The organism is Streptomyces sp. RLA012 (assembly GCF_056270325.1).
Map to the genome: position 1 here is coordinate 2,018,872 of NZ_JBWDPA010000002.1, position 12,645 is coordinate 2,031,516.

The following is a 12,645-nucleotide window of genomic DNA, read 5'->3' on the forward strand; positions in this document are numbered from 1 at the left end:
GACATCCCCCCACCGAAGGAGCCCCGATGTCCCTCCCCCAAGACGACGAAGACCGCGCGCTCCCCACCGAACCGTCTCCGCCGTCCAGACGTGACCTGCTGCTCTGGAGCGGTGCGGCCGCCGTCGGCGTCCTGGGCGGCATCGGCGGGCCACTCGTCCGGGCCGCTCACGCCGCCACCCCGGCCGTGGAAGCCGCGGCTTCGACGTTCAGCCCGCTGCGCCCGCCGGCCACCCCGCTCGCCGTGCGCTCCCCGTACCTGACCACCTGGCTGGCCGGGGACAACCTGGCCGGCACCTGGCCCACCTTCTGGAACGGGCACATCACCGCGCTGTGCGGCATCGCACGGATCGACGGCACCCCGTACGTCTTCCTCGGCAATCCGGCACTGCCGGGAGGCCCGGCGCTCGCCACGATGACGCAGACCTCGCTGCACCTGACCGCCACCCGCTCGGTCTTCGCCCTCACCGGCGGCGGCGTCACCCTCACGGTCACCTTCTTCTCCCCCGTGGACCTGGGCGACCTCAAGCGCCAGTGCGTGCCGATGAGTTACGTCAGCGTCCAGGCCGCCAGTACGGACGGCGGGAGCCACACCGTCGACGTACATCTGGACGCCTCCGCCGAATGGGTGCACGGCAACAACTCCACCCAGGTCACCTGGGCCCCGCAGCAGACCGGCAGCATGACCGCGCTGACCTGCCGTCCCGCCAACCCCGGGGTGCTGGCCGAGAACAACGACCAGGCGTCGTGGGGTTCGCTGGTGCTGGCGGCTCCCACCATGAGCGGGCTGACCTGGCAGATCGGTCAGGACACCGTCGTACGGGCGGCATCCGCCTCGGGCGGGGTGCTCGCGGGCACCTCCGACCCGGCGCAGCCGCGCGCGATCAACGACCGCTGGCCCGTGCTGGGCCTCAACCAGAACCTGGGCACCGTCACCTCCGGCAACCCGTCGTCGGTGTTCCAGGCCGTCATCGGCCACGTGCGCACTCCTGCCGTGAGCTACCTGGGGAGCAACCTCAACCCGTGGTGGACGCACTACTGGAGCTCATGGACCGACATGCTCGACTGGTTCGACAGCGACCGCGCCACCGCCCTGGCCTCCGCCACCGCCCTCGACCAGCGCATTCATGACGACGCCGTGCGCGTCGCGGGCGGCGGGGACACCGGCGAGCACTACGCGGCCGTATGCGCGCTGGCGCTGCGTCAGGCCGTCGCCGGTACGGAGCTCGTGGACCGGAACGGCTCGCCCTGGGCGATGCTCAAGGAGATCTCCTCCAACGGCAACTTCTCCACGGTCGACGTCATCTACCCGGCCTCCCCCGCCTACCTCCACCTCTCGCCCGCGTATCTGCGGCTGCTGCTCGAACCGCACTTCCACTACGCGGAGCAGGCCGGCTGGCCCATGCAGTACGCCCAGCACGACCTGGGTTCGAGCTACCCGAACGCGACCGGGCACCTCGACGGCAACGAGGAGGCCATGCCCGTCGAGGAGTCCGCCAACATGCTGGTCATGGCGGCGGCCGTGATCCAGCGCCTGCCGTCGGCCGCAGCGACCGCCTTCGCCACCGCCCACTACACGATCCTGCGCCAATGGGCCGAGTACCTGGTGGCCAACGCCCTCGACCCGGGCTACCAGAACCAGACCGACGACTTCACCGGCTTCATCGCGCACAGCGCCAACCTCGCGCTCAAGGGCATCGTCGGCATCGGCGCGATGAGCGTGGTGGCGCGGGCCGCGTCGCACACCTCGGACGCCGACCACTACCTCGCGGTCGCCCGCGGCTACGCCAGCCGGTGGGTCACGCTGGCCCAGGACTCCTCCGGTACGCATCTCAGACTCGCCTACGACCAGGACGGCACCTGGAGCCTGAAGTACAACGGCTTCGCCGACCGTCTGCTGGGCCTGGACCTGGTGCCCAGCGGGGTCGCCGCGCAGGAGGCCGCCTGGTACGTGTCCAAGGCCGGGACGCACGGCGTGCCGCTGGACCCGCGCAACAACTACACCAAGACCGACTGGGAGTTGTGGACCGCCGCCTGGCTCGCCGATCACGCCGACGTGCGCTCCATGCTGGTCAACGGTGTCTACGGCTTCGCGAACAGCTCGCCGTCACGGGTGCCGTTCACCGACTGGTACGTCGTCGCCACCGGCGCCCAGCAGGGCTTCGCCGACCGCCCCGTCATCGGCGGCACGCTCGCCCTCCTCAACACCCCGGCGGCCGCCTCCGTCACCTGGTCGCGCATCCAGAACAAGAACTCCGGCAAGCTGCTCGCCGTCAGCAACATGTCCCTCGCCGACAGCGCCGAGGTCACCCAGTACGAGGACAACGGCACGGCCGACCACCTGTGGACCGTGGTGGACAACGGCGACGGCACCGTCAAGATCTACAACCGCAACTCCGGGAAGTTGCTCGCCGTCCACGACCAGAGCACCGACGACGGCGCCCATGTCCAGCAGTACAACGACAACGGCACCCAGGACCACCTCTGGCGCCTCGTCGACAACGGCGACGGCTGGATGAAGATCGTCAACGTACGCAGCGGCAAGCTCATGGCCGTGGCCGGGGCGTCCCAGGCCAACGGCGCCCAGGTGACCCAGTGGAACGACAACGGCACGTCCGACCATCTCTGGAGGCTCATCTGACACTACGTGGTTGTGACACTACGTGGTTGACATGTACACAACCGTCCGTACGCAACCGCACGACCCCACCCCCAAAGGCCCACACCTTTCGGGTAGTCACCCATGGAAGGAACGCACCATGAGAAGCAGCACCTGTCTTCGCTGGAGCCTGTCCGTCCTCCTGGCCCTCGGCACCTGCGCCCTGGGACTGTCTCCCGTCTCCGCCGCACCGGCACAGCCGACGGAGACCGGCCCCCTCTCCCCCGGCCTGGCCACCGCCCTGCAGCGGGACCTGGGACTCAGCGCAACCCAAGCCCGCACACGGCTGAAGCAGGAGTCCGCCGCCGCGGAACTCGCGCCCCGGGCGGAGCGGGCGGCCGGACCGGCCTTCGGCGGCTCCTGGTACGACCCGGAACGCGGCACCCTCGTCGTCGGCCTCACCGACACCGGCACCGCCGCGGCCGACTCCGTACGGTCCTCGGGCGCCACGGTCGTACGCGTCGCGCACAGCGCCCGGACCCTCGACGCGGCGAAGGCCGTCCTCGACAAGGCCGCCAAGGCGGACGGCGCCCCCACGGCCGTCCGCAGCTGGCATGTCGACCCGCGCACGAGCAGCGTGGTGGCCGAGGTCCGCAAGGGCGCGGAGCGCAGCGCCGCCGTGACGGCGTTCCTGGCCCCCGCACGCAAGGCCGGCCTGCTCACCGTGCACAGCTCCGCCACCCAGGCGGCACCGCGGACCTTCGCCGCGGGCACCGTCGGCGGCGACCCGTACTACATCAACGGCAACACCCGCTGCTCCATAGGGTTCTCCGTGGTGGGCGGCTTCGTCAGCGCCGGGCACTGCGGCACACCCGGCAGTTCCGTGGCCGGCTGGGACGGTTCGGCGATGGGCACCTTCGCCGGCTCGTCGTTCCCGGGCAACGACTACTCCTTCATCCGGATAGGCAACGGCTGGTGGACCGTCCCGGTCGTGCTCGGCTGGGGCACCGTCAGTGACGTCCTGGTCCGCGGCTCGGCGGTGGCGCCCGTCGGCTCGTCCATCTGTCGCTCCGGTTCGACGACGCACTGGCACTGCGGCACCGTGCTGACCCAGAACGAGACGGTCAACTACAGCCAGGGATCCGTCTACCAACTGACCGGGACCAACGTGTGCGCCGAACCCGGCGACTCCGGCGGCTCGTTCATCACCGGCGACCAGGCCCAGGGTGTGACCTCGGGCGGCTGGGGCAACTGCACCAGCGGCGGCCAGACATGGTTCCAGCCCGTGAACGAGATCCTGAGCACCTACGGTCTGACGCTCGTCACCGCCTGACCTTCTCCGGCTCCGAGGCTTCGAGGCTTCGAGGTTTCAAGGCTTCACGGCTTCACGGCTTCGAAGCCTCGTGCCAGACCTCGGCAAGCCGGGACAGTACGCCGGAGGGTCCGTCCGGCCACCCCCAAACCCGGCCGGACGGGCCCTCCGGCCGTACGCGGTCTTCGCCCGGCCCTCCGCACCCCCTACATCGGATCTCCATGCCCGGCGGCCGCCGCACTCCACCACATGACACCAACTGTCACCAACATTCACCAACCGTGACCGACGGGGCCGCTCAAACACCAACTCACGCCACCACGCAAAATGTTGTCCAGATGGCGTGAGGCAAGTGGTTCAACATGCCTCACGCCACCCCGAGGTGAGGATGGGTCAGCATGGCCGATGTGGTAGGCGACACCGGTATCCGTGTGGTGGTAATAGAGAGCATTCCGCTGATTCTGGATGGATTACGCTCCGCGCTCGCAAGCGGAGGAATGACCGTCACCACGGGGACCCGGGACCCGCACAAGGGCGTACTGGCGGTCCGGGACGAGAAGCCCGACGTGGTCATTGTCGACCTCGATCTGCCCAACCGTACGGGGATCGGGCTGCTTGAGCGGCTGCGCCGGCAGCACCCGGCGCCTCGGCTGATCGCCGCGGTGTCCCAAGGGCACGACGACGACAGCCTGCTGCTGAGCACGCTGATGGCGGGGGCCACGGGCTACCTGCTCAAGACCACGGAGACAGCGGACCTGCTGCACACCGTACGTGCCGTGCGCAGGGGATACGTCATGCTGGGACCGCGGGCCGGCGGCGAACTCTCCACCCTCCTGCTGCGCTGGGCGGAATCCCGCGAGAGGCTTCCTTTCCCCGCGCTCACCAACCGGGAACGGGATGTGCTGCGGTTGGTCTCGCTCGGTTACGGAAACCGTCGCATAGCCCAGGAGCTGTTCCTGTCGGAGAAGACCGTACGCAACTACATCTCGGCCATCCTGCCCAAGATCCAGGTGTCCAGCCGGCCGGAGGCGATCGTCTCCGCCCGGCTGGCCGGACTGGAAACCGCGGGCCACGGCACGGACACGGGGCTCACGGGTACCCAGGCGGAGCAGCGGTGACCGACCGGGCCGACGACCCGAGCGGGGCCCGCGAGTGGGCAACCCCCGTGGGGGACCTAAGTAAGGCCCGAGCGGGGAGGGTCATCCGCCGTTGGTGACGAGGCCGACGGCCAGGAGTCGGCGCAGGCTCTCGCCCACCTGTCGGCCCACCTCCTCCGAGCCGGCCGGGAGACCGGCCGCGCGGGCGTAGGCCGTGTACACGGAGGCGACGTCACGTCCGTCGCACAGGGAGTAGACCGTCCACGAGCGCGCGTTCAGCCAGTGCATCCGGGCCGAGCTCGCGGTGCTGACGACGAGCTGCCCGAGGCCGGGCAGGACGCATGCGTCCACCGGCGTGACCTGCCGAAGGGCACCTCCTGCCGGCACCTCGGGCAGTTCCCGTTCCCGTTCACACGGTTCTTCGCGCCCGGCCTTCGCCGCGGCCCGGTCGGGGGACTGCGGCGCGTCGTCGTCCAGGAGGCGCAGCACGCCGAGGAGCCAGCGGGCGAAGCGGTGCCCGTTCTCGGTCAGCGCCTCTTCCGGCAGGGACAGCACGGACTCCGCGAGGTAGCGGGCCCGTTCCACGCTGGTCCGGTATTCCCCGTTGCGGGCGGCGGGGGTACCGGGACTGGGCTCGTCGAGGTCCTCGGCCGACGGCGGCGGGCCGAACCGCTCGCGGACCGCTTCGCCCGCGCCGGCCGCAGCGGCCCGGAAGGCCAACAGATGCACGTAGAAGTGCAGGGCGACGAACACACGGATGACCGTCCACGAACCGATCCGCCATGGAATCGGCACGCGTGCGGTGGGATTCCGGACCAGGGAACCCGTCCGGAGCGCGTCGAAGAGTTTGAGGTGAGCTCCCTCGTGGAGCAGGCTCTCCGCGGCGAGCCACGGGGAAGCGCAGCGTTCCGGCGCCAGCAACACCGCGGAAGGGAGCGGGTCTCCACCGGACATGGACTGGAGAGGGCCCTCCTCGCTCTCCCGGCGGGTGAACCCGACCACGGTGACGTGTTCGAGCACACCGGCCCCGGCGGACGGCAGCAGTGTCGCGAGGAGTTCCGCGCCCTCCCGCAGGGTGCCAAGGACTTCGTCCGACGGATTGACCGGTCCTGCCGCCCGGTTGTCGCCGAGCGCGTCCCGGTACAGCTCCATGAGACGCCCGGCCAGCATCTCCTGTGCACTGCCCCGTGGTGTCAGCTCGGTCAGCACCCAGGCGTCCCCGAGACCGGGCCAGGCAGGCCGGTGCGGATGGGTGAGGGCTTCACAGGGCCCCGTGGAGGACGGGGTGTCCGCCGCCGGACCGGCCGTGCAACCGCTCAAGTAGGCGCCGAGCGAACTGCGTTCGAGCCGGCCGCGCTCCAGTTGCACGAGGTCGACCTCGAAGCAGTTGCGCAGCACCGGGTCGTACAGCAGCGGACGCAGCTGCTCGTCGGCTGCCGCGGCCGTCGCCAGCAGTGCGTCCGCCCCTTCGCCGTCCTGCCGTGCCAGCATGGTCAGGCCCAGCCGGAACCGGGCGAGGTTGCGCTCGCCGATGGCGGCGGAGTCGCCGAACTGCCGGTCGGCGCAGAGCATGGTGTCGGCCCGGGCCACCACCTCGGTGGCCGGCGCACCGGCGGACGTCACAGCGGACAACGACGGACCGTCCTTCGGGTTCAGCGGTTCGGACAGCGGGACTGCACGTGAGACGCCGACGCCGGGCCCTCCTCAGGGCCCGGCGCCCGACCGGAGACGCCGCGCGTCAGGCGGCGGTCAGGGCTGCCTGGTAGGAGGGGAGCCAGGCGCGCTCCTCCGGCGCGTCGACGGCAACCTCTGATGCCTCGTCGTCGAGGTACGCGTCCGGAGCCAGGTCGGGGGTCTCGATGTGGTCTACGAGCATGTCCAGTCCCTTCGGTCGTTGGTGGACGGAGCGGGCCCGGGCATGGTGTGCCGCACCCGAGCGCACCATTCTCCGGCACCTCGTGTCCCGAGCTGATGGGACCGTTGCCCCGAATGTTGTCCCGCGCCCCGGCAGCCGCACCGGCCACTTACGCCCCGGGCGTAACAGCGGGACCGGGGCGCGGCGCGTCCAGCACACTCCTGCCCGTGACCCCCGACTCGGCCCCGGCCTCCACCCGGGAGCGGCGTACCACCTACGGGGAAGTACTCGCCAACCGGCACTTCCGCCTGCTGCTGGCCACCCGGACGCTCACGGTCACGGCCGACGCGCTGCGCATCATGACCCTTTCGGTGCTGGTCTTCGCCACGACCGGCTCACCACTGCTGGGCGCCCTGACGTTCGGCATCGGCTTCCTGCCGCAACTCGCCGGTTCGTTCTTCCTCGGCTCGCTCGCCGACCGGGCACGGCCGCGCCGACTCCTCGTCGCGGGCCACGCACTGCAGTGCGCGGTGGCCGCCACCATGGGGGTGACCCATCTGCCGGTGGCGGCCGTCCTGGTCCTCATCGCCGCCGTGGCCGGCTTGGCCCCCGTCTTCAGCGGCGTGACCAACCGGCTCGTGGCCGAGACGCTCACCGGTGACGCCTACGTCCTGGGACGCTCGCTCTCCAACATTTCCGCGTCCGCGGCCCAACTGCTGGGCCTGGCCGTCGGCGGTGCCGCGGTCGCCGTCCTGGGCCCTCGGCCCACGCTGCTGCTGAGCGCGGGCGCCTACCTGACCGCCGCGGTCGCCGTCCGCGTCCGGCTGCCCGACCTGTCCGCCCCCGAACAGGCGGTACGGCGGGGACAGCGGCCCGGCTCCCTGTCGGTACTGCGCCACAGCTGGTCCAGCAGCGCCGGGCTGCTCGCCGACCGGAGGGTCCGTGCTCTCCTGCTCGTCCAGTGGCTGCCGCCCCTGTTCATCGCCGGCGCCGAGAGCCTGATGGTCCCGTTCGTGAGCGGTCACCACATGCCCGACGGTTCCGCCGGACCGCTGCTCGCCGGCCTGCCGGTCGGAATGCTCGCCGGTGACCTGGCCGTCGGCCGATTCGTCCGTCCCGCTGTGCGGGAACGCCTGGTCGCCACGCTGGTGGTGGTCCTCGGCCTGCCGCTGGCCGGCTTCGCGCTGGATCCGCCCTGGGTCGTCTGCGCCGGGCTCCTCGTCGTCAGCGGCACCGGATTCGCGTACGCACTCGGACTCCAGCGCCCGTTCCTCGACGCGGTCCCGGAGGCCCACCGCGGCCAGGCGTTCGGGCTGCTCTCCGCCGGGCTGATGTCCGCGCAAGGGGTGGGACCGCTTGTGTTCGGAACCGTCGCCGAGTTCACGGACGCCGGCGTGGCCATCGCGCTCGCGGGTCTCGCGACGGTCTGTGTGGCGGGGGGTATGGCCCGGCAACGCACAGGAAGCGGCCGGTAGGGCCGGGCACCGGAGCGCGGCCGCGGACGGTGCCCGGGGACACCCCCCGACCACGGTCCTCGCCGCTGTGGGCCTTGGGCCTGACGAGTGGCAGTTTTCAAGCGGCTGATCAATGTGGTGGGCGACGGTTCTGTCGCTCGTGCACATGCGGGTGGTCGGCCGTGTCACCGACGCCGCGGCCCGGGTCTCGCGAGTCATGGGCGCGGCGGCGGCCGCGGACCGCCGTACGGGAGAACCGGACAGCCGTGCGGCTGGGCTCACCCCGTCACGGTGGACTTCTCGCCGGACGGGGTGACGGCGTACCACATCTTGTCCTTGGCCTGGCCGTTCGCCTGTCCGGCCGCCGTGTCGCCCGCGTACCGGTACATCGGCCAGCCGCCGAGGGTGAGCTGCTTCATGCCGTCCCGGTGGACCGTGCCGAGAAGACTCTTCTCCACCCCCATGGTCTGTACGGAGTCCGGCACGATGACGGGCATCCACGTCTTCGTACATTCACCGGAGCAAGTCCACTTGGACGGAGTCGCCTGGTCCCTGTCGTAGCGGTAGAGGGTCATCCCCTTGTCGTCGGTCACCACGCTGCCCATGCCCTGGAGCGCCTTGGCCATCAGCATGGCGGTCGTGGCCGTGTGCCCGCTGCCGGAGTCACCGCTGCCGGCCGGTGTGGAGGTCGCGGATTCCGCGGCGGCCGTGGCGACCGGAACAACGCTGCCGGGGCTCGAACCACTCGTCCCGCTCGTACTACTCGTCCCGCTCGTCCCGGAGGAGGCCTGGTCCGTCGAGCCGCCGCACGCCGCCAGGAGCAGAGCCGAGACGAGCCCCGCGGCCGAGAGGAGGACGATGCGTTGCTGGATCACGGAGTTTCCCTTCGCCGGGCGTTCGTTCTACTCACTCCGTAAGTACGTCGGGCAACTCCCGCCCGCTCAGCATTCGGCGCCCCATGGCGAAGCCTTGACCGACGGCGACGGAGAACTCGGGAAGCGAGCGGCGCCAGTTCGGTGAAGGTCTTCCGCCGCGCGGCGGCGGATCTCGGTGTGCAGCATGCCGTCGGCGATGACCGGGTCCGGCCGCACTGCTTGCCCTTGCGGGCCTCTCGGGCCGTGCGTCCCCGGCAGCGTCCCGGCAAGCGTCTCCAGGACCAGGCCCTGGGCGGTCAGGTGGCCGGCGAGCGCGGGCCCGCGCGTGCTGACGGTCGATGCGCGGTGACAGTAGTTGTCACATTCGCGGACCCAGCGGTGTCTTCATGCCGAACGGGCCAACGGGCCACCAGGCCAACAGGCCAACAGGCCACCGAATAAGCCAGATGAACCGGACAGGGAGAACACCATGACACCGCGTATTCCGAAGGCAGAGCTCCCCACCGAGATGAGGGAAAACCTGATCAAGCAGCTCGGTGCCGTGCCCGAGCCCGTCGAGGTGGTGTTCAACAACCCCGACGTCGCCGCGGCCAACCAGGAGTTCTCGGCAAAGGCAGGCGCGTGGGATGCGGCCGACGCGAGCCTCAAGACATTCGCGCACATGGCCGTTGCGGCGCAGGTCGGCTGCAGCTGGTGCCTCGACATCAACTACTTCGCGGCGCTGAACCAGAACCTGGACCTGACCAAGGCGAGCCAGGTGCCGCGCTGGCGGGAGTCGGAGGTGTTCACGCCACTGGAGCGGGACGTACTGGAGTACGCCGAGGCCATGACCAACACGCCGTCAACCGTCACCGACGAGCTGTCCGCGCGGCTGCTCGACCGGCTGGGCCCGGCCGCGATGGTCGAACTCACCGTGTTCATCGGCTTCGCCAACCTGTCGACCAGGACCAACACGGCGCACGGGATCACGTCGCAGGGCTACTCCGACGCGTGCGAGATTCCACTGGCCGCGCGTCCCGAGAAGTCCCGGGCGGCGTCAACGGCATGACCCACCACACATGACACATGACCCATGACGCATGACCCATGACTCACGACTCATGACTCACGACTCATGACGTCGTGACCGAGGGCCCGTTCGCCGCCCATCGCAGCCTGCTGTCCACGGTCGCCTAGGAGATGCTCGGGTCGGCGGCCGACATGGAGGACGTACTGCAGGAGTCCTGACTGCGGTGGGCCGACCCGACCACTCACAGGTGCGTGACACCCACGGGCGTATCTCGTCGGCCTCGTCACACAGCAAGTGCGCGGACAGGCTGTTCTGCCACACCTGCGGCCGCGGCCGGAACCAGCACCTGGTGATCCCCGGCCGGCCGGAACTCCTTCGTCGCCGCGAAGTCACCGCTGCCCCGGTCCGCCGCGTGGCGCAGAACCTCATCGCGGGCAGGCAGTGCAGCCGGGGCGACGCGGACATCCTCGTCGTCTTCGACGCCGGAAACGACGCCCGCCCATGGCCCATCTCCCGTCCGGCCTGCCGGTGGAGGTACTCGACCGACTGCGTTCGAACCGGGTGATGCGCAAGCCGGTCCTGCTACCGCTGATCTCGCCGCGCCAGGCTGGACGACCGCCCAAGCACGGCAAGGAGTATCGACCACGACGGCGAACTCCCCCTTATCGAGGGCACGTTGATCCGCCTCCAGGTCGACCACCTGCCCGGCGGCGGAGATCCGCTGCCGGTCTGGCTGTGGTCCTCCAAGACCGGGATGACCGGCGCGGACGTCGATCTGCGCCGGCAGTCGTTCCTACGAGGATTCAATCTTGAACACGCCTTCAGAATGATCAAGCAGACGCCCGGCTGGACCCGCCCGAAGATCCGTACTTCCGAGGCGGCGGACCGCCGGACGTGTCTGGTCAACACCGGCCCCACCCAACTCCAACTCACCCGCCCTCTCGCCGAAGACCTCCGCCGCCCCCGGGAGAAGCCCGCCGAGACCGGCCGGCTCACCCCGGCCCGGGTCCGGCGAGGGTTCCGGAACATCCGCACCGCACCGCACCGCACCGCACCGCACCGCACCGCACCGCACCGCCTTGAGCTGCCCCGCTCATGCGCCGAAACCCACCCGGCCAGGTCCCGGAAGGCCACCCGGCGCCCCGCGACGATCACCGATCGCGACCAGGCCAGACCATGAAGAACAAGCTGAGAACGAGCCGCCGGCAGTCACCCGTACTGCCCCATCCCAGGGTTTCCGGACATGATCGGGCACTCCGGGGAGAAGAAGTGCCATGACGGCTGACAGCCGCCGAACCTACGTCGGGAAGGGAAGGACATGCGCCTGGACCTCACGGGACGGACCGCGTTGGTGACGGGATCCACCCAAGGCATCGGAGCCGCGATCGCGGCCGGACTCGCGCGAGCCGGCGCCCGGGTGGGAGTCAATGGACGCGACCGGGGCAGGGTCGAGGAGTCCATCAAACAGCTCAAAGCCGACGTGCCGGACGGCAATTTCCTTCCGGTCACCGCCGATGTCGCGTCCGAGGAGGGCGCCGCCGGCGCCCGGGAAGCCCTGCCGGACGTCGACATCCTCATCAACAATCTCGGCATCTTCGGCGCCAAGGACCCGTTGGAGATCACGGACGACGAATGGCGTCGCTACTTCGAAGTGAACGTACTGGCCGCCGTCCGTCTCACCCGTACCTACCTGCCGCAGATGATCCAACGGGGGTGGGGCCGCGTCCAATACATCGCAAGTGACTCTGCAGTGGTGATCCCCGCCGAGATGATCCACTACGGCACGTCGAAGACCGCCCTGCTCGCGGTCAGCCGCGGCTTCGCCAAGCATGCCGCAGGGACCCGCGTCACCGTAAATTCCGTCATCGCCGGACCTACCCACACCGCTGGTGTGGAGGATTTCGTGTACCAACTCGTCGACCGTGACCTTCCTTGGGACGAGGCACAGCGAGCCTTCATGCGAAAGCACCGCCCACAGTCGTTGTTGCAACGCCTGATCGAACCCGAGGAGATCGCCAACATGGTGGTGTACCTGAGCTCCGACCAGGCGTCCGCCACCACGGGCGGCGCACTGCGGGTCGATGGAGGGTACGTCGATTCCATCCTCCCCTAGGGATGGCCCGAGCTCCATCACCCATGTCCGAAGAGGTCGGCGCCGCTCCGTGCCCCCGCTGGTCGTAGCCGAGGACCTCGCGCTGCAGGGCGAGGGGTGGCCCGCCGCTCTCGTGACTCCTGACCGGGCGGACCGGTACGGCCGGCCGGTGCGCTATGACCGGCTTCCCCACGGCGGGGACGCACTGATCGCCTGGGTGCTGCGAGTGGGTGAGGACGGGCTGCACGTCCTGCGCGCCGTCCGTCACGACGATGCCCCACCTGGCCTGCGGGAGTTGAGGCTCACGGCCCAGAGATCACCAACAGCATCAGTTCCGTGAACGACGGGTGAGGT

The 12,645-nt window shown here is 70.1% G+C and carries 10 protein-coding genes and 1 pseudogene; 8 read left to right on the forward strand and 3 right to left on the reverse strand.

What is annotated here, in order from left to right:
- The first annotated feature begins 26 nt into the window (after nt 1-26).
- From RV986_RS09485 to RV986_RS09495, 3 genes are all read left to right on the forward strand, one after another.
- Nucleotides 27-2,639, forward strand: coding sequence for a glutaminase domain-containing protein (locus RV986_RS09485; RefSeq protein WP_475916970.1), 2,613 nt, complete (start codon nt 27-29; stop codon nt 2,637-2,639).
- 118 nt (nt 2,640-2,757) lie between these two features.
- Complete coding sequence (locus RV986_RS09490; protein WP_475916971.1) at nt 2,758-3,930, forward strand: S1 family peptidase; 1,173 nt, start codon at nt 2,758-2,760, stop codon at nt 3,928-3,930.
- Nucleotides 3,931-4,307: 377 nt separating this feature from the next.
- Nucleotides 4,308-5,027 carry a response regulator transcription factor gene (locus tag RV986_RS09495; protein ID WP_475916972.1) on the forward strand — a complete coding sequence of 240 codons (720 nt, stop codon included), beginning with the start codon at nt 4,308-4,310 and terminating at the stop codon, nt 5,025-5,027.
- Nucleotides 5,028-5,108: 81 nt separating this feature from the next.
- On the opposite strand, the gene RV986_RS09500 is transcribed toward RV986_RS09495, so the two are convergent.
- On the reverse strand, nt 5,109-6,629 hold the full coding sequence (locus tag RV986_RS09500; protein WP_475924232.1) for an aKG-HExxH-type peptide beta-hydroxylase: 1,521 nt from the start codon (nt 6,627-6,629) through the stop codon (nt 5,109-5,111).
- Nucleotides 6,630-6,744: 115 nt separating this feature from the next.
- Nucleotides 6,745-6,882 (reverse strand): hypothetical protein, encoded by a 138-nt coding sequence (locus RV986_RS09505; protein WP_475916973.1) that lies wholly within the window; start codon nt 6,880-6,882, stop codon nt 6,745-6,747.
- Between the two features lie 206 nt (nt 6,883-7,088).
- Here RV986_RS09505 and RV986_RS09510 point away from each other — a divergent pair, with 206 nt between their 5' ends.
- Entirely contained in the window at nt 7,089-8,336 is a 1,248-nt protein-coding gene (locus tag RV986_RS09510) for an MFS transporter (protein ID WP_475916974.1), read from the forward strand.
- Nucleotides 8,337-8,593: 257 nt separating this feature from the next.
- Here the strand turns inward: RV986_RS09510 and RV986_RS09515 are convergent, their stop codons facing one another.
- The gene (locus tag RV986_RS09515) at nt 8,594-9,190 is read right to left on the reverse strand and encodes a hypothetical protein (RefSeq protein ID WP_475916975.1); all 597 of its coding nucleotides are present in this window, start codon (nt 9,188-9,190) and stop codon (nt 8,594-8,596) included.
- A 469-nt stretch (nt 9,191-9,659) separates the two neighbouring features.
- Between RV986_RS09515 and RV986_RS09520 the strand changes: the two genes are divergently transcribed.
- From RV986_RS09520 to RV986_RS09535, 4 genes and pseudogenes are all read left to right on the forward strand, one after another.
- Nucleotides 9,660-10,238, forward strand: coding sequence for a carboxymuconolactone decarboxylase family protein (locus tag RV986_RS09520; RefSeq protein WP_475916976.1), 579 nt, complete (start codon nt 9,660-9,662; stop codon nt 10,236-10,238).
- A 259-nt stretch (nt 10,239-10,497) separates the two neighbouring features.
- A pseudogene (locus RV986_RS09525) lies at nt 10,498-11,446 on the forward strand (transposase); the annotation flags it as partial.
- A 71-nt stretch (nt 11,447-11,517) separates the two neighbouring features.
- Nucleotides 11,518-12,312, forward strand: a complete 795-nt coding sequence (locus RV986_RS09530; RefSeq protein WP_475916977.1) for an SDR family NAD(P)-dependent oxidoreductase — start codon at nt 11,518-11,520, stop codon at nt 12,310-12,312.
- Between the two features lie 49 nt (nt 12,313-12,361).
- On the forward strand, nt 12,362-12,631 hold the full coding sequence (locus RV986_RS09535; protein ID WP_475916978.1) for a hypothetical protein: 270 nt from the start codon (nt 12,362-12,364) through the stop codon (nt 12,629-12,631).
- Nucleotides 12,632-12,645: the final 14 nt, after the last annotated feature.

Excerpts from the sequence above, each read along its gene's own strand:
- RV986_RS09485 (WP_475916970.1), top strand. The coding sequence starts at position 27 with ATGTCCCTCCCCCAAGACGACGAAGACCGCGCGCTCCCCACCGAACCG.
- RV986_RS09490 (WP_475916971.1), top strand. The coding sequence starts at position 2,758 with ATGAGAAGCAGCACCTGTCTTCGCTGGAGCCTGTCCGTCCTCCTGGCC.
- RV986_RS09495 (WP_475916972.1), top strand. The coding sequence starts at position 4,308 with ATGGCCGATGTGGTAGGCGACACCGGTATCCGTGTGGTGGTAATAGAG.
- RV986_RS09505 (WP_475916973.1), bottom strand. The coding sequence starts at position 6,882 with ATGCTCGTAGACCACATCGAGACCCCCGACCTGGCTCCGGACGCGTAC.
- RV986_RS09520 (WP_475916976.1), top strand. The coding sequence starts at position 9,660 with ATGACACCGCGTATTCCGAAGGCAGAGCTCCCCACCGAGATGAGGGAA.
- RV986_RS09530 (WP_475916977.1), top strand. The coding sequence starts at position 11,518 with ATGCGCCTGGACCTCACGGGACGGACCGCGTTGGTGACGGGATCCACC.